15 protein-coding genes are annotated in these 17,144 nt (G+C 66.4%); 8 read left to right on the forward strand and 7 right to left on the reverse strand.

What is annotated here, in order from left to right; genetic code table 11:
• Positions 1-22 precede the first annotated feature (22 nt).
• Entirely contained in the window at positions 23-1,606 is a 1,584-nt protein-coding gene (locus ACFQ9K_RS09660; protein WP_378723376.1) for a family 20 glycosylhydrolase, read from the reverse strand.
• A 521-nt stretch (positions 1,607-2,127) separates the two neighbouring features.
• Here ACFQ9K_RS09660 and ACFQ9K_RS09665 point away from each other — a divergent pair.
• The 3 genes from ACFQ9K_RS09665 (at position 2,128) to ACFQ9K_RS09675 (ending at position 6,410) form a co-directional block, all read left to right on the forward strand.
• Entirely contained in the window at positions 2,128-3,924 is a 1,797-nt protein-coding gene (locus ACFQ9K_RS09665; RefSeq protein ID WP_378723377.1) for a lytic transglycosylase domain-containing protein, read from the forward strand.
• A 259-nt stretch (positions 3,925-4,183) separates the two neighbouring features.
• Positions 4,184-4,633 (forward strand): NUDIX domain-containing protein, encoded by a 450-nt coding sequence (locus ACFQ9K_RS09670; protein WP_378723378.1) that lies wholly within the window; start codon positions 4,184-4,186, stop codon positions 4,631-4,633.
• 994 nt (positions 4,634-5,627) lie between these two features.
• A complete protein-coding gene (locus ACFQ9K_RS09675) occupies positions 5,628-6,410 on the forward strand; it encodes an alpha/beta fold hydrolase (protein ID WP_378723379.1) in 783 nt (260 codons plus the stop codon).
• Positions 6,411-6,591: 181 nt separating this feature from the next.
• Here ACFQ9K_RS09675 and ACFQ9K_RS09680 read toward each other — a convergent pair whose 3' ends face one another.
• From ACFQ9K_RS09680 to ACFQ9K_RS09695, 4 genes are all read right to left on the reverse strand, one after another.
• Positions 6,592-7,056, reverse strand: a complete 465-nt coding sequence (locus ACFQ9K_RS09680; RefSeq protein WP_378723381.1) for a GNAT family N-acetyltransferase — start codon at positions 7,054-7,056, stop codon at positions 6,592-6,594.
• Between the two features lie 42 nt (positions 7,057-7,098).
• The gene (locus ACFQ9K_RS09685; protein ID WP_378723382.1) at positions 7,099-7,917 is read right to left on the reverse strand and encodes a DUF1460 domain-containing protein; all 819 of its coding nucleotides are present in this window, start codon (positions 7,915-7,917) and stop codon (positions 7,099-7,101) included.
• 652 nt (positions 7,918-8,569) lie between these two features.
• Positions 8,570-10,126, reverse strand: coding sequence for a M1 family metallopeptidase (locus ACFQ9K_RS09690; RefSeq protein ID WP_378723383.1), 1,557 nt, complete (start codon positions 10,124-10,126; stop codon positions 8,570-8,572).
• A 188-nt stretch (positions 10,127-10,314) separates the two neighbouring features.
• Positions 10,315-11,064, reverse strand: a complete 750-nt coding sequence (locus ACFQ9K_RS09695) for a hypothetical protein (protein WP_378723384.1) — start codon at positions 11,062-11,064, stop codon at positions 10,315-10,317.
• A 118-nt stretch (positions 11,065-11,182) separates the two neighbouring features.
• Between ACFQ9K_RS09695 and ACFQ9K_RS09700 the strand changes: the two genes are divergently transcribed.
• Positions 11,183-11,416: a hypothetical protein gene (locus ACFQ9K_RS09700; protein WP_378723386.1), complete on the forward strand. Its 234-nt coding sequence runs from the start codon at positions 11,183-11,185 to the stop codon at positions 11,414-11,416.
• Positions 11,417-11,801: 385 nt separating this feature from the next.
• Here ACFQ9K_RS09700 and ACFQ9K_RS09705 read toward each other — a convergent pair whose 3' ends face one another.
• Positions 11,802-12,653: a ParB/RepB/Spo0J family partition protein gene (locus tag ACFQ9K_RS09705; RefSeq protein WP_378723387.1), complete on the reverse strand. Its 852-nt coding sequence runs from the start codon at positions 12,651-12,653 to the stop codon at positions 11,802-11,804.
• Between the two features lie 1,044 nt (positions 12,654-13,697).
• Between ACFQ9K_RS09705 and ACFQ9K_RS09710 the strand changes: the two genes are divergently transcribed.
• Entirely contained in the window at positions 13,698-14,264 is a 567-nt protein-coding gene (locus tag ACFQ9K_RS09710; RefSeq protein ID WP_378723388.1) for a hypothetical protein, read from the forward strand.
• A 5-nt stretch (positions 14,265-14,269) separates the two neighbouring features.
• Here the strand turns inward: ACFQ9K_RS09710 and ACFQ9K_RS09715 are convergent, their stop codons facing one another.
• Positions 14,270-14,416: a DUF1059 domain-containing protein gene (locus ACFQ9K_RS09715; RefSeq protein WP_150404935.1), complete on the reverse strand. Its 147-nt coding sequence runs from the start codon at positions 14,414-14,416 to the stop codon at positions 14,270-14,272.
• Between the two features lie 176 nt (positions 14,417-14,592).
• Here ACFQ9K_RS09715 and ACFQ9K_RS09720 point away from each other — a divergent pair, with 176 nt between their 5' ends.
• The 3 genes from ACFQ9K_RS09720 to ACFQ9K_RS09730 are packed head-to-tail and all read left to right on the forward strand — an operon-like array spanning position 14,593 to position 16,708.
• Entirely contained in the window at positions 14,593-15,840 is a 1,248-nt protein-coding gene (locus ACFQ9K_RS09720; RefSeq protein WP_378723390.1) for an alpha/beta hydrolase family protein, read from the forward strand.
• A gap of 52 nt (positions 15,841-15,892) precedes the next feature.
• Positions 15,893-16,435, forward strand: a complete 543-nt coding sequence (locus tag ACFQ9K_RS09725) for a YaeQ family protein (RefSeq protein WP_378723392.1) — start codon at positions 15,893-15,895, stop codon at positions 16,433-16,435.
• A gap of 21 nt (positions 16,436-16,456) precedes the next feature.
• On the forward strand, positions 16,457-16,708 hold the full coding sequence (locus ACFQ9K_RS09730) for a hypothetical protein (protein WP_378983044.1): 252 nt from the start codon (positions 16,457-16,459) through the stop codon (positions 16,706-16,708).
• The last annotated feature ends 436 nt before the right edge of the window (positions 16,709-17,144 follow it).

Here is a 17,144-nt window from a genome sequence, read left to right on the forward strand (position 1 = left end):
CCGGATTATTGCGCAGCGTCAGCTATTTCCAGTCCACCTGCGGTGAGCGATAGAAATTGATGCCCTGCGCGGTCCAGATCGGGCCCTGCTTGGCCAGCCGTGCCCGATACCTGTCCCAGTTGTGCGTCGCCTGCGGCGACCAGCCGATCTCGGCGATGCCCGCCAGCCGAGGGAAGGCCATGTATTCGATGTCGGCGCTGGTCCGCAGGGTCTCCGACCACAGCGGCGCCTCGACGCCGGCCAGCTGGTTCTCCGTGAGGCCCTGCAGGAAGGTGGCCGGATCCCAGTTGTAGGAGTCCTGCACCTCGACGTAGCCGGCCCAGTGCAGACCGAGCGGTGAATCCTTGTTGTACTGCATATCCAGGTACGCCTTGTTGGCCGGCGACATCAGGATCTTGTTGCCGCGCTTGGCCGCTGCCACGACATCGGCATTGGTGTTGGCGGGATCCCAGTACTGCGGGATGGCCGACGTGGGCGGGTTGGTCACGACGATGTTGTGCCAGCCGGTCGCCTTCTTGTCGTAGGTGGCCAGCATCGGCGTCACCTTCTGGTAGAAGGTCTGGTAATCCGCCGGTGAGGTCGAATGGGCCTCGTCACCACCGATATTGATGTACTTGCCGGGGGTCATCGCCGACAGTTCGCGGATGACGTCCTCGACGAACTTGTAGGTGATCGGGTTGCCGATGCACAGCGAGCTGTAGCCGACCTCGATGTCCGTGCGCGGCGGCACGGGCTTTCCGTCGCAATTCAATTCGCCGTACGACGCCTGCGCGGCATTGGTGTGGCCGGGCATGTCGACCTCGGGAACGATCGTGATATGCCGGGACGCGGCGTATTTGACGATGTCCTTGTACTGATCCTGGGTGTAGTAACCACCCGGATCCCCGCCGACCGCGGTCAGGCCGCCGATCTCGGCCAGCTTCGGCCAGCTCTTGATCTCGATGCGCCAGCCCTGATCGTCGGTCAGGTGCAGGTGCAGGGTGTTGACCTTGTACTGCGCGATCTGGTCGATGTAGCGCTTGACCTGGTCGGGCTTGAAGAAGTGGCGGGCCACGTCGAGCATCGCGCCACGCTGGCGGAAGCGCGGATAGTCGACGACCTTGCCGCCCGAAACGACCCAATCTTGTTTCTGCACCGACGTTTTGTTGATCGCCGCCGGGAACAGCTGGCGCAGCGACTGTACGCCGCCGAACAGTCCGTCGGTGGTGTTCGCCTTCAGGGTGACCCCGGATTTGGCCACGGTGAGCTGGTAGCCCTGGTCACCGACTCGATGACCCGCGTCGCCGAGCTCCAGGGTGATGCCCGGCTTGGCCCGGTCGTATCGATCCACCACCGGCAGCCGGAAGCCCGTGGCGGGCCGGAGCAGCCCGCCGAGGTATTCCCCGACCTCCTTCGCCTGGTGTTCGGCGCGGATCACCGTGGCAGCGGTCAGGGTGAAGTTCGCGCCGGGATCGGCCTTGGCTTCCACGGGAACCGGCACGATATCGGTGACAGCGCGCTCGGTTGTTTGCGGATTATCGGCGGCGTAACCGGATTGGCCCGGTAACACCAGCGTGGTCAAAGCCACGGCGGCGCCGAATGCCAAGGGGTATAGAAACTTTCGCATAGCGTACCTCCGGTACAACTTTAGGGGGCATCCAGAAGTATGGATCAGCGTGCAAGATATGAGTGGGGACCTTCTCAACTGGGGATATGCGGTTATTTATCCGATCGCCGCGGCGGGCGGCACATGGCTGTGTCGAATTCCCCACTTCTACTGGGGATCCCGAGCGGGTCCTTTCGTGTCATGCTTGCGCCGGTTGTTCGGAACTTGACGGCGGGTGGTCGGCCGTTGCGCTGTGACATCCACTCGTACAACAGGTCTCATGCTCGTCCGCGCGTCGATCGGCGGGTGGGGGTGAGAAATAGATGTCGCGGTGGACGATTCGTCGGCGCGAGATCGAAAAACGTGGCGAAACGCTGCAGTTCGCCATCGACGTCGATGAAGGAATTGGTGGGCCGATGCGAATTTCCGGACCTGTTACCGCATCCGCACTCGTATTCGCCGGATTGTTGATTTCCGGCTCGGTCGCGAGCAAACATGTGCCCGACGGCGTACTGGCGTCGGCGATTACACCTAATGATCAGGTGGCCGATCAATCGGCGAGCGCGGTGCCGACGTCCAGTGAATCGCTACGGCTGCAAGCGGATCCGCCCGGTGATCCGGGCGCCTCGGGGGACGTGACCGTTCCCCTGCACGATGTCGCGCTGCCCAACGTGCCGACCCGGGGCATCCCGGAGGTCGCGCTCGCCGCCTATCGCAATGCCGAGCTGTCGCTGCAGTCGTCGACGCCGAATTGCGGGATGCCGTGGCACCTGCTGGCCGGCATCGGCAAGATCGAGTCCAATCATGCGGGCAACGGGCGCACCGACGCCGACGGGACCACCCGCGGCATCATCTACGGCCCGGCGCTGGACGGCACCCTGCCCGGCAACGAGATCATCAAGGCCGCCGACGGCGGTTATGTGCGCGCCGTCGGACCGATGCAGTTCCTGCCCGGCACCTGGACGCTGTATGCCGCGGACGGCAACGGCGATCGTAAGACCGACCCCAACAACATCTTCGACGCCGTGCTCGGCGCGGGTAAGTACCTGTGCTCCGGCAATCTCGACATGCGCGATCCGAAACAGGAGATCCGCGCCGTCCTGCGCTACAACAATTCGCTCGACTACGCGTCGAAGGTGCTCAGCTGGTCCAACGCCTACAAGACCGGCGGCGCGCCCCAGCAAGGCGAGCTCGCCCCCATCCCCGACAGCACCCCCAGCGGCGGCATGCCGGACGGAGCGGGTTCGAGCATGAGCGTCGGCGAGACGGCTACCCTCGCCGACCCCGCCGCACCCCCCGCCCCCGATGCCCCCGCCCCGGACCCGGCCATCGATCCGACAACCACGGCGCCCACCACCCCGGACCCGCAAAATCCGACGGGCACACTGGAACTCAGAATCCAGGTGATGATCAACATCCCCGGCCGAGCCCCGATCCCCTGCGGCGTCTTCTGCCCACCCTCACTTCCCGGCATTCCCACGGTGCAACCGACCACAACCCCCCAAACCCCCACCACGACAACCCCACCCACCTCGACCACCCCTCCTCCCACCACAACGTCAACCGCCACGCCGTCGACAACTACCACGCCGCCATCAACCACCTCGCCGTCGGCCAGCACACCACCACCGGCTCCGGCCCAGGCCACCTCCTCACCCCAGGCCCAGCCGCCAGTGGCTCCCGCCCCCAAGACAACCGAACAGAAGCCACCCCAAAACCCCACCACCACAGCCCCAGCCAAACCACCATCTCCCGCAACCACGCCATCACCGACTCCGGCCACCCCGTCGCCCCAGGCCCAGCCACCAGTAGCTCCCGCCCCCAAGACAACCGAACAGAAGCCACCCCAAAACCCCACCACCACAACCACACCCGCACCCGCACCCGCACCCGCACCTAAACCATCGACCCAAGCGACGACGCCGAACCCACCGGCCCAACAACCAGCCGCGCCACCCTCAACCACCCCGGCACCCGCCCCCAAACAACAACCAACCACGCCCATCCCAACCACCCCCGCATCCAAACAACCAGCCACCCCACCTCCCCCCGCACCAGGCACAGCACCCGCGCCGGCCCCAGCGCCTGCGCCTGCGCCTGCGCCTAAGCAACCCTCCCCGCCTCCCGCCCCCAACCAACAAGCCACCCCGACCACCCCCAAACAACAGCCCGCCGCCCCACCTCCACCACCGGCGCCCGCCCCCAAGACAACCGAACCAGCCCCCAAACAACCACCAGCCGCCCCAGCCCCCCAACAGAAACCACCGGCCCCCACCACGAAACCCATCCCACCCCAACCGGCCCCCACCATCCGGCCACCGACCCCACCCGCCCCATAGCCAAAGCTCCCGCGCAAACGACTTAGCCTCGCTCCTACTGGCATATAACAGAGCCTCCACCCCGAAACCCATCCGACCGCCCGGCCCTGACCACTCGGCCACCGACCCATCCGTCCCTCAGCCAAAGCCCCCGGCAAACGGCCCCACTCGCTCCTCACTGGGGCACAACAGAGCCTTCACCCACTTCGCCTCCACCACGAAACCCATCCCGCCCCAACCACAGCTAACGCCTGAGCTCAGAGAACAGGCGGAACTTCGAATGGTCGAAGTCGGGCACGATGTTGAAGTGGAGCAACCGAGAATCCGAGTGGCCGCCTACGTTATTCGGTGCCGCACACTCCCCGAACTCCTTGTCTTCGACCATGTCGGCATGCCCGAGGCAGGAACCCAGATTCCGGCCGGCGGTGTCCGCCCAGGCGAGGACCTCGAACGAGCGGTCCTGCGCGAGGTGGCCGAAGAGACCGGGCTGCTCGATGTCTACGTGGTCAACCAGATCGCAGTGGAAAACCGGCCACACCCGCTGACCCATCAGCCCCGCCGGACCACCTATTTCCACCTTCATGCCTCGACAGCCACCGCAGATGCCTGGATACACCAGGTCGACGGCGACGACCACGGCCTGACCTTCGCCTGCCGCTTCTCAGCACTACCGCTCAACACCCGGTTAGCCGACAACCAGGATGCCTGGCTAGACCAAATCCTCAGCTAACTGCTGTGAAGGCGATAGGAACATCCCGACCGACATCGCCCCAGAGCAGCACCCCCGATACCAAACGGAACATAACAGCACCCCCACTCACACACGACCGCCGCAACATCCCATCCGATATCCAGCATCCCACCGACCGGAACATGACAACGCCCCCACTCGACCTCCCCCACCAAGATGTCCCCTTCAGCCCCACCCTCGTCTCCGAACGGGACATGAGACCAGAGCCACTCACACGTTGCCGCCGCCACGTCCCGCCCAGAGTCGTCCTCGCCTCCGAGAGGGACCTGAGCGAGCCCCACTCCCGTGTCCCTGGCCATACCCGCCAGCCCACCCCCCCCGATACCAAACGGAACCTAACGGCGCCCCACTCGCCCATGACCGCCGCAACATCCCATTCGATATTCAGCACCCCACCGACCGGAACATGCCACCCCCGCCACTCACCCTCCGCCACCACGATGTCAGCCCCACCCCCGTCGCCGAACGGGACATGAGACCAGAGCCACTCACACGTTGCCGCCGCCACGTCCCGCCCAGAGTCGTCCTCGCCTCCGAGAGGGACCTGAGCGAGCCCCACTCCGGATTCCCTGGCCATACCCGCCAGCCCACCGCCCCCCGACCGCGCGTGACACCTGACGACGGGCCGCTCCCGGCCACTAGCCCCCGCACGTCCCGTTCGGCGCTCACTACTCCCCCGAGCGGGACATGACAGAGCCATTACTCGCACTTTGACTCCACCATGTCCCGTTGACGATCGCGGGCCGCATCATTCGGGCATTGGCTGTGGCTCAGGTGGATTGGTGGCGTTCCAGCGGCGCCTGATCGGGCCTTTGGCGCTACACAGCAGTAGTGACCACTGGCCCGCCGCCTGGGACCACCAAGGCGATGCACACGGTCGCCACCCGGGATCCAGCAGACCGCGATGTGGATGGCGGTCACCTGTTGCGATATTCGAATGCGCAGGTAGCAGGCGCCGACTAGCGTCCGAGTAATGACCCTCCCCCATGATGTGGCAGGTGCTGGCCCGTCTATCGTCCTCCTGCACGCGGGGGTATGCGACCGGCGGATGTGGGACCCTCAGTGGGCCACTCTGGTCGGTGCCGGATATCGATTGGTGCGCTGCGACTTCCGCGGTTTCGGCGACGCTCCGGTGCCGCCCCGTCCGTACAACGACGCCGAGGACGTCTTCGGCCTCTTGGATGATCTCGACATCGAACAAGCTGCATTCATCGGTTCCTCCTACGGCGGCAGAATCGCTCTGGAATTCGCCGCCCGCTGGCCCCAACGCACCACGGCCCTGGCGTTACTGTGCTCCGCCGCGCCCCAGCACAGTCCCAGCGCCGTTTTACAAGAGTTCGATACGCGCGAGGACGCCCTTCTGGAAGCCGGCGATATCGAGAGCGCAGTGGAACTGAACGTAGCCACTTGGCTCAGTCCTACCGCTGACGCGAAAATACAAGCGGCTGTGCGGCACATGCAGCACCAGGCCTTCGAGCTCCAACTGGCCGCCGCCGACGCTCCCGGCCGAACCAGAACCGAATTCGACCTGTCCTCGATCGGCGCACCGACCCTAGCCGTCTCCGGCGAACTGGACCTGCCGGACTTCCGCCAGTTCGCCGCTCGACTCCCCACCCTCCTCACGAACGCCCGCCACCTGGAACTTCCCGGAGCAGCTCACCTGCCCAATCTCGAGCGTCCCGCCGAGACGACCGCAGCGCTGGTCAGCTTCTTCAAGCGGACACTCGAATGCTCGAGACAACCGTCCTCATCATGATCGCCGTGGGCCTGGCCATGGCCCGCCTGTCCTTCGAGATCCCCGGCACCCTGACCAGCTACCTACCCGTCGACGCGATCCTCGCCGGCCTCGCCGCAATCGTCGCCTTCTACAGCGCCCGCCGAGCACGGCAGACCCCCGGACGACCCCACCCCGGACCCGTAACGCACGAACCTGCTTGCTACACAACCGGTTCGGCGCACAACAGATCCGGCGATGTCGAAAAGCCATGCCGGGCATACGCGCTGATCGCCTTGGCGCTCGAGTGCACGGTCAGGTGTTTGACGCCCAGTCGGCCGGCAAGATCGACAACGGCGTCGATCAGCTGACCGCCGAGCCCGGCACCCCGCCGCGCCGGCACCACGTACATGCTCTGCAGATCACCTGAAATACGTTGCAACGTACTCGGAGTCGGTACACGTCGAATAATCGCCAGCCACGCCATCCCGATGACGACATCGTTCTCGACCATGATCAGACACCGATGCGAAGACCGGTTCGCCTGCGCCCAGCCCACGAACGCCGAAGCGAACTCCTCGTACGAAGTCGCGGGACTCCCTTGGTTTTCCAAGAGCCATTCCCACCGAAGCCGAGCAACACCGCCGAGGTCGTCGTCCCCCGCCGGCCGAATCACGGTCGTACCCATCCGTGGATTCTGGCACAGCACAGCGGATTACCACCTCGGGCACTACTGCGGGCGGTATACCACTATGCCGGGGACCGTGTGGACGTAGTCCAGGAAAGGTGAGTCGACCACCTCATTGTTCGCGGCGAGGGAGGAGGCGTTGCGGAACATCGGCCCGTTCGGGGTCATGATGAAGATGCCGACGTGGGTGACGTCCAATCCTGGCTCGTCGCTGGACGCGCCGATGTAGTCGCCGGTGCGGAGGCCGGCGATCACGCTGTCATTCACGGCGGCGCTGGGAATGTGGGTGATGGCGCGATCGACCACCGGCAACCCGGGCAGATATGTGCCGCCGTCGCCCTTGGCGTTGAGCCGCTTGGCGACGGTCATCGCGCCGGTGCTCACCGCGCCGGTGACGTCGGTGGCGGCGATTCTCGGCGTACTCACCCAGTCACTGAAGAAGTGCTTGCGTCGCAGAAAGTCGACCTGCCCGCCGGTGTAGCGCGTGTCGACCAGATTCGAGAGGAACTGCTCCTTGTCGGCGGAGCGACTGAGCGCCTCGACGTAATCGAGATAGGTGAAGCAATCCACCCGGCGGAGGTCGACGACGAGCTGTTCGCGCTGCGTCGCGGACCCGATCAGCATATCGGCGCCGTAGGGCGTACCGAGGAACTGCCGCGACACCAGCTCGAGCAACTCGCCTTTGCTCCGCCCGGCCGGCGCACCGTTGCGCACCGCCAGCGCCGCGTCGATCTTCTCCAGGGTGACGCCATCGATGGTCACCGGCGGCACCGTGGGCTCGGCGAGCGCAGCTGGCACCGCCGCGGCCGACCCACCGGCGAGAACCAGCAGCACGAGCAGTACGCGAGCGAGGGTGCGCAAGGAACCTCCAACGTGGGTAGAACGACCGAGATGCCACCCCACGGTAGCTCGAAGGTCAACCCCGAGGCGCCCGCACGCCCACGCCCGGCGATGACAGCGGCAGATCCGGCCAAGCCGACACCCCTCGCCGAACTGACCGCGACGGCCGATGGTATTCGCCGGCAGCCGCTGCCGTCAGCGCGCTGCCTCGACATCTCATCGTCGGACTCGCAGCAGTGCGGTCCTCGATACCTGCCGCGGTCCGGCTGTCTCTGCGGGTTCGGCGACGCCGCTCGAACGGCGCGCACACGACGCCGAGCCGCTGCGCGAAACACGCAGCGGCCCAGCGGATATCGTCAAGCCTCCAGATAGGAGGGTTTCTTCTTGAAGACACCCTTCGTCCCCGCCGGAGTGACTGCGCCGTTACCGGGGTCGGCCCAGTGCCCGACACCGCAATTACGCTGTCCCGCTCCCCCTTCCGCCCGCGGCGGCCGGGATTCGATCGGATTCACCTGCGCACATTTCGCCGGTCGACTGTGCGGCGACGAAACATGCCCGCGCGCATCCGACTCCGGCATCGCGTGCAGCACACCCACGATGAACGGGGCGAGGGCGGCCGCTGCGACAAAGGTCCGGATGCGCTGCGGTAACTCAGGTCTCATGGAGACCGGCGTCATTTCCGATCTCCGCGGCCGAACGGCCAAGCATCGGTGCCCGGCGCCTCGGGAGCCTCTTGCAGCCCCTGGTTGTTGAGGCTGCCCGGGTACAGGTACTCGCTCGCCGGCCGCTTCCGCCCGTTCAACCAGGCATCGAAGAAACCGTTCAGGTTCTTGCTGGTGCGGGACTGGACGAACTGCCGGAACTCCGGAATCGACGCGTTCCCGCCCTTGTGCCCCTGCGCGAAATCCTTGACCGCGGCGAAGAAGACGTCATCACCGATGTAGCGGCGCAGGGCGTGCAGGAACAGCGGCCCGCGGCTGTAGACCACGGTGAATTCGTTGCCCTTACCGGGATCGTAGAGCGGAGTGGACCAGACGCCCTGCTGATCGGCGCTGGCGAGGGCCCGGCGATAGATCTGATCGGCGTTCTGGTGATTGACCCGCTCGGGGTACAGGATGTCGGCGGTGTAGCTGGCGAAGCATTCGTTCAGGCAGACATCGCGCCAATCCTTGACCGACACCGAATCGCCCCACCACTGGTGGGCGTTCTCGTGGATCAGCGTGTTGAGGTCCGTCCACGGCGCGTAGATGGGCCGGGTCTGCGTTTCGAGCGAGAATTGCAGGTTGGTGTCGACATAGATGCCGCCGCCGGCCTCGAGCGGATAGGGACCGTACAGCCCCTCCTCGAACGCGAGCACGCCCGGCAGCTTCTTTTCCAGGTCCTTCTTCTGCTGCGCACCGCCCGGCGCGAAGAAACTCTCCAGCGGCGTATTCCCGGCGCGCTGATTCAGCCGGGTGAACTTGTCGATCGCGATCGTCGTCAGGTACCCGATGATCGGATCCTTCGCCTCCCAGGTGACGGTGTGCTTGCCCGTGCCCGCCGGCACGTCCGACGCGCGCACGCCGTTCGACGCCACGTCCCAGCCGGTCGGCACGGTGGCCTTCACGGTGAAGGTGACCTTGTCCAGCGGGGTGTCGTTGAGCGGGTACCACGTTGTCGCGGAATGCGGTTCGCCCGCGGCGAAGGCGCCGCCGGACGGCGAGTAGGTCCAGCCGTTGCCGTTGGTGTTGGGCACCGTGCCCGCGTAGTCGACCACGACGGTGAACGGTTGCCCCTGCGGCAGCGCCGCTTTGGGCGTCACCACGAGCTCGTGCTCGCCGGTCTTGCGGAAGGTGGCGGTCTGACCGTTGACGGCCACCGCACTCACCGCGGGCCCGGCGTAGTCAAGGTTGAACGCCGAAAGGTTCTGTGTGGCATTGGCCGTGATGGTGGCCTTGCCCTTGAGGTTGTGCGTCGGCGGGTTGTAGTCGATGGCGACGTCGTAGTGGATCGCGTCGTAGCCGCCGTTGCCGTCCTTCGGGTAGTACGGGTCGCCGAGTCCGTCGGAACCCGGCGTCGGATCGGCCGCACTGGCCGCCGCCCCGTTCGGCGAATCCGGCGGTGCGGCAGCGACCGCGGCCACCCCGGCCGTGAGGCTCAACGCTAGGGCCAACGCCGACACCGCGACCGGCCGGGCTCTGAGCGCGACGGGAATCGGATTGCCTCTGTCAGACCATTTCTGAATTCGCATGGTGCACAACCTCTGTGGTAGGCGATCCGGGACCGAGCTGGGTCGCGCGCACGTGTCGAAGCCCGAGCGGATCTGTCATCGACTGCGGGCGATGCCAACTCGGCATCCCGCAGGTATTGCCGGGAATTCGGACGGCGCACACCGCCGTCCGATTCCCGTAAATCAGTGCGCCGCCGGGCGGCACACGTTCAGCGGCGGCAGCGCGCCGACAGCGTTTCCGGCCTGCCGTCGGGGTCGGCCGGCGTACGACCCGAATCGCACACGTCGCGCTCGGGATGCTCGGATTCGCGCCAGCCGTCCAGCACGCGTCCGGTGTTGTTGGCGTCCACGAACACGACCCACTGCACGGGTTGCTTACCCTGTGCGCCTGCGCTTTTGACCGTGACCTTGTAGGCCGGGACCGCCCCGCCCGCCGCGGTGCTCCCGGCCGCGAGTTTCGGGTCGTACCACATGGCGACCGTCGCGCCGACCGCGAACTTGTCCCTCGACTGCTTGGTCTCGGTGGCCAGCGTGCGCAGCGCGGTGGCGGCGACCGCGGCGGGCGGCGTACGCACGCCGGCCGGATACTTGCCCTCGACCTTGTGTGACAGTGCGCCACTGGCCGAGGTGAGCGAGCCGTCGGCGGCCAGCGACTGCGCGACCGTCGCGCCGAACACCGGCACCGAGTCGATCTGTTGCCGCAGCCGGACCGTGGCGCCCTGCCCCGCCTGAAATGCCTTGTCCACCACGAGGCTGCCGACCGATTCGGCGCCGAAGGCCTGCTGCACGGTCTGCGCTTGCGCCTGCGCGATCGCTGGGGCCTCGGACGGGGTGCCCGACGGCTTCGGCAGCGGGTTCTTGAAGATGACCTGCGCGATGATCCCGTCGGGATCGGTGAACGGATTCTTCGGCAGGGTGGGGAGCTCGAGAATGCCCGGCGTGGTCGGCGACGTCGGCACGACGGTCGTCGCGGTCGGCGGGGTGGTGGTCGTCGAGGTGGTCGGCGACGGCGGCGTGGTCGGCGCCGACGTCGTCGGTTCGGCCGACGGGTAGAAGGTCGTCGACGGATCGGCAGACGTGGTGGTCGGCGAGGCGTCGGTCGGCGACGTAGACGGATCGGTCGACGTGGTGGTCGAGGAACCGGTCGGCGTGGTGGTCGGCGCCGACGTCGAAGGGGTTGCCGGCGGTGTGGTTGTCGTTGGCTGGGCGAGGGCACCGGAGCTGGTCGTGAAAGCCGTTGCCGCTAAAACGAACACCGCGGTAGCGGTGAAGCGAGCCGCCCTTCGATGTGGGTGTTTCATATCCAAGTAGAAACACACCGCGGGCGTTATTTTCGACTGGGGAGATACTGGGGAGTTCGTATCACGGGTTAATTAATTAGCCCGCTGCGCTAATCCGGCGAAGTATCCCGCACGTGCGCTCGGGCAACCCGGCTTTCGGCGCAACTGCGACGAATTGTGCCGCCGCCGAGCGCTGCCGGCACCACCCGGACGTCACCCGAGCGATGCTCGCCCACCGACCTTCGGCACCGCGATCGACTCGCCCCAGTGCCGCACGGTCTGCTCCGGGCCGAAAAAACGCCGACGCTCGGCAGCGTCGGCGGGGTGAATCGCGGTGCCGGGGACTCGGCGGTGCGCGACCTGCAAATTAATCCGATTCGCAAGTCACGCACCGTCTCCCGAGGTAGAATCCGTCGTCATTTACTGTGCAGCCGATCGCCGATTCGGGTCGCGAAGTCCTGCCAGTTCGCCGCGTTCTGCCGGGCCATATCGAGCACGAGATTCAGGCAGTGTTCCGGGATGCGGTCGGCCAGATCGAGCGATTGCGTCGGCGTGCGCGGACTGGCGTCGAGCCAGCGCAGCACCGTTCGTCCGGTCTCGGTGAGCCGCAGCGACGGATCGCGCCGCAGGCTCTGCAGGACCGAGGAGGGGCAAACCCGTTCCGGCGGCGCCGGATCGGGCGCGAGCGGCGCCGCGTCGCTGCCGTCGCAGGGCTTCTTCCGGCGCTGGTGCTCGACGTCCGGACGGCGCACGCGGCGCATCCGGCCGTCGCGCCCTAGTCGGTGCCTCGTCTGGGGAACATCCCCAGACGACTGCCTGCGCACCGCGCCGACCGTCTTGTGGTCCAGCCCGGCGACTTCGGCGACCTTGCGATCCGACCACAGCGGATACATCCGCATGATGCGCAGCGAGGCGGCTTTGCGATCGAGAATCGACAGCGGCAGGCCGTGCGCGATGTTGGCCTGCACCGCGAGCACGAACGCCTCCTCCTCGGTGCCGTCGAAGAATTGTGCCCGGATGACGGTGTCCCCCTTCAATTTCGCGGCCTTCAGACGGTGCACACCGTCGATCAGCCGCATGGTTTCTCGATGCACCAGGATCGGCGGCAGTTCCGCCTCCGTCGTCGCTAGCACCTGCGTATGCGCCGAGTCCTCAGCTCGCACGCGCAGTGCGCCGCTGATGTCTATCGACTCGATAGGAATCTCGATGACTACGTCGGCAACTCCGACTCTCGCATCGTCGTCCACGTTCAACCTGTGTTCACTCACGGCGGTACTCCTGCGTCGAAGCCGAGATCATTCCGTAGCACACTTCGCCCCGCTGCCAGTACCGATCCGAACCACCACAACAAGCGGGACGAATCGATGCGGTAGGCACGGCGCTGTGCCGGGTCAGCAGTGACTAACTAGCGCGGACAGCAATATTTCACATTGGCAGAGTTCCGGCAACGATACGGTGTCGAAAGCCCCCTGCATTCGCAATCTGCGGATCGCCAGCGTGATTCGTGGCGTTATTTGTGAATGGTGTTAACCCCGAGATCAAACGCGTCACCTTTCGGAAACATTTCGGAACCTACCAGTTCCAGCCCGAAACAGGCAGCAGCGCGGATACGCTTAAGAGTTGGGTTTCGGCACCGACCACGAAGGCGACACCGGACATGGTTGTACGCCACCATATATGGTGTGATCAAGTCTCGAAGCGCGACGACCGACCAGTCGCCACGATGACAACAAAGGAAATCCCGAACAATTCGAATCAGGACACCACAAACCGACGGTATTCCACACCGAAGGAATAACCGTTCGACCTACACCACGTGCCGCAGGCACACCAATTGGGAGTACGTGTCCAAGTCCCCTCTCGCACACGAAGAACAAGGCGGAGCCCGCCTTGTTCTCAACGATTTCGACCGAGGAACTCATCTGCCCGAACATCCCTCAGTTCCAGTCCATCCTATCATCGGACCTCCCCCTGGGCAGGGTGACGGACGAAATCCTCCGGGCCGGCCCATCCCGCGAGAGACCATACAGCAGAGCATGTTTCGGCGATATGCGGTCGGCGCGACCGAAAACTTGTCGGTAGGTCGATCGCCGGGGTCCCGCCGGATTCCGGCCGTGCAACCGCACAGCACAGCGTCGGCGTCCTTGTGACACAACACATCCCTGGCCTGATCGGACACCTCCCCGGCGGTCCTCGGCACCCTGAGTCGGCGCCGCCGCGCACTGCGGAATCACCCCTAGCACCGGGGTACCGACGGCAAATAGCGCTGCGGCGTGATGCTCAGTCGGGCAACCGATTCCTATGGTCGAGACATGATCGACAACGAACGCGAATCAGCTGCTCACGACGCCTCCGGACGGCCCACCCGGTGGCGCGGCGGGCTGGCCGTCGCCGCGGCCGCGGTCGCCGCCGCTGGCCTGGTCGGCGCGGCCACGGGCAGCGCGAGCGCCGCACCCGCCGCCGATTGTCTCTGGGCCGGAACGGGTTACCCGCAGGGCACGGCGGTCACGGCCGGCGGCCGTGCATTCACCTGTGCCACAGATCAACTCGGCGCACCGCGCTGGATCCCGGGCGCGGGCGGCCGTACCCCGCGCACCGTCGCGAACCCGGGCGCCACCACGGCGCCGACCGGGAACTTCAGCGCGGGGGCACAGCAACCCGGCACCGAATACAACGACTACTGCGTCGGCACCCAGCTCGTCGGCGGCAGCGAGTCCGTGTACGAGGTGGTCGCGGACGCGTCGGGCGCGCTGCGCTGGAAGGCGGCCGGGCCGATCTCCCAGTGGGCCTTCACCCCCGGCACCGGCCCGGTGCCGACTACCCGATCGGCCAGCCTGTGCCAGCCCGATCAGGTGCTCTGGCCGGAGCTGAACCGATAATCGAATCAGTAAGCGATGAACAAGATCTCGTCACGCGAGTAGTCGTGACCCGGATGATTCTCGGCCAGGTGGGCCTGGGTCTTCGCCACAAGATCGTCCTCGTCGGTGCCGACGATGGCTTCTCCGCAGGGGCAGTTCAGGTTTCGCTTCATCAGGTGTCCCTTCCTCTCGATCGACAGTCTAGGGGGACGAGTCGGTAGCGGCTCGGTCCTCTGGGGGTACTCCCCTACGCATCCCGGGGTACACCGACTCCTCCGTCAGGGCGACGCGCAGGTAAGGCGGCTTTTGCCATGATGACGCCGAGCCGACGTCGAGGAGGACCCCCGAAGTGTTCACATTGCGCAGCTGCGCGGCGGCGCTGGCCGCCGCCATGGCCGCGACCGTCCTGCTCACCGCGTGCGGGCAGGACAGGACCGAGCCGGCTCCCGCCCCGGCGAAGATCACCCTGCCGCCGCTGAGCGGACGCTATCCGGTCGGAACGACGGACCTGCATCTGGTGGATACGCGGCCGGATCCATGGCATCCGGCCGACAAGCGGGAGCTGATGGTCACCGTGAGCTACCCCGCGCAGCGCACCGGGGAGCGCGCCGCCTGGATGTCGCCGGGTATGGCGGCCGCGATCGATCGGATCGCGACCGCGGCGCCCGCGGACGGACTTGCACCCGGCACGATCGACTGGGCCGGCGCCACCCGCCAGGCGAGCAACTCCGTCGACGTGGACCGCACGGGCGGCGCGTGGCCGGTCGTGCTGTTCTCGCACGGCTTCGGGGTGCCACGCGAGCTCAATTCGGTGCGCACCGACGACCTGGCCAGCCACGGCTTCGTGGTCGTGTCCATCTCCCACACCTACGACGCGCAGGCGGTCGAGTTCCCCGGCGGGCGCATGGTCACCGGCGACGCGAAGCCTGACCCCGCCTTCCTGGCGACCGCGCTGGACACCCGGGTCGCGGACACGCGGTTCGTGCTGGACCAGTTGGACCGGCTGCACCGGGGCGAGCAGCCGGACGCCGAGAATCGCGCGCTCCCAGCGGGGTTGGCGGGCGCGCTGGACCTGTCGAAGGTCGGCATGTTCGGTCATTCGCTGGGCGGCTACGCCGCGGGCGAGGCGATGTTTCACGATCGGCGCATCACCGCAGGCATCAACTTCGACGGCAGCATGAGCGCAGGCCGGCTCGGCGAGGTCACCCAGCACGGACTGGACCGGCCGTTCCTACTGGTCGGCGCGGACGGCGTGCATCCGCAGACGGGCCGCGGATTCGAGCACTCGCACGCGAACGATGCCGACCCGAGCTGGGGTCAGTTCTGGGCCAACCAGCGGGGGTGGAAGCGCGACCTGCACTTCGACGGCGCCGCGCACAACAGCTTCACCGACTTACAGGTCGCGGTGCCACAGTGCGCCAGTCTGCTGACGACTGAGGCGCGCGAGCAGGAGGTCGGCACGATCAATCCGGCGCGATCGGTGGACGCGCAGCAGGACTACATCGCGGCGTTCTTCGATCTGCACCTGAAGCACATCGGCACCGACCTGTTCGACGCGAACAGCCCGCGGCACCCGGACACCCGGTTCATCCCCTGACCGAGGTCGCGCGGCACGGGCATCGGCGGGCGTCACCTAAGCTCCTGATCTTATGGCCCTTCCCGCAACACTGCACAACTTCGCCGTCCAGCTGGCCGACGTCGATCGCGAGGTCTACCAGGATCTGGAGTTGCGGGTCGCGCGCCACCCGTCCGAGACCGCCGAGTTCATGATCACCCGGCTGCTCGCCTACTGCCTCGAATATCAGGACGGCATCGCCTTCAGCGAGGGCGGGGTCTCGTCCACCGACGAGCCCGCGGTGCTGGTCCGGGACATGACCGGACGGATCACGGCCTGGATCGAGGTCGGTGCACCCGACGCCGAACGTCTGCACCGCGGCAGCAAGCTGGCCGGGCGCGCGGCCGCCTATACCCATCGCGACCCGGCGAAGGTGCTGGCCCAATTCGCAGGCAAGCGCATCCACCGGGCCGAGGACATCCCGCTCTACAGCTTCGACCGCGACTTCATCGATGCCGCCGTCGCCGCACTCGACCGCCGCAATACCGCGACCCTGTCCGTCACCGAACGCTCGCTGTACCTGGATCTCAACGGCACGAACCTGAGCGCACCGGTCGAAGAGCACGCACTCGGCTGAGACTTCGCCGAAATTCGGGGCATGACCGCGTCGGCGGACCTTGCTACCCTCACGGCTCATCTCATCAACGTGGAGGATCTCTTGAACCGTCCCATGCTGAATGTTCTCGCCGCCGGAGCCATTTCCCTGGCGCTCGCCGCGCAACCCGCGATCGCCTCGGCCGCGCCGGCGGATCCGCCGTCGAATTCCGCCACCACGGTCACCGCGCCGTTCGACCCGATCTGCCCCCTCTGCTTCATTCGTGAGTTCCTCGAAAGCGGTTCCGGGCGTTAACCACCCGCTTGACCGGGCGAGCGTTTCCGCTCGCCCGGCACGGGATCGTCGCGTGCCGACAGCCTCGTCGCCGACCAGACGGCGGCGACCGTAGCGCGGGGCGGCATATGCACTGGGGGAGTTCGGGATCGGGCCTACGCAGCTTCGCGTTCCGCGCGGGTTGCGCGGTCGAACAATTCAAGGGTGAATTCTCGAAATTCTCCCCACTTCCACTGGGGAGTTCCGGGTGATGTCTTTCATGTCACCATTCAAACAGTTGTTCAGAAATGGTGGCGTACCCCGCGGCCGTCGCTGGGACAGCCTCGCGCGCAACAGATCTCGGTTTTGGTCGAATGCCCTGCGGTCTCGGTGAGCAATTGTCGAAATGCCCAGCGCCGCGGTATCGGGTTCGTCCTGCTGTCCAGCACCCGCCCTACCCCTGCACACCCCCGAGCGA

Source organism: Nocardia sp. NPDC056564 (assembly GCF_042793755.1).
Classification (GTDB): domain Bacteria; phylum Actinomycetota; class Actinomycetes; order Mycobacteriales; family Mycobacteriaceae; genus Nocardia.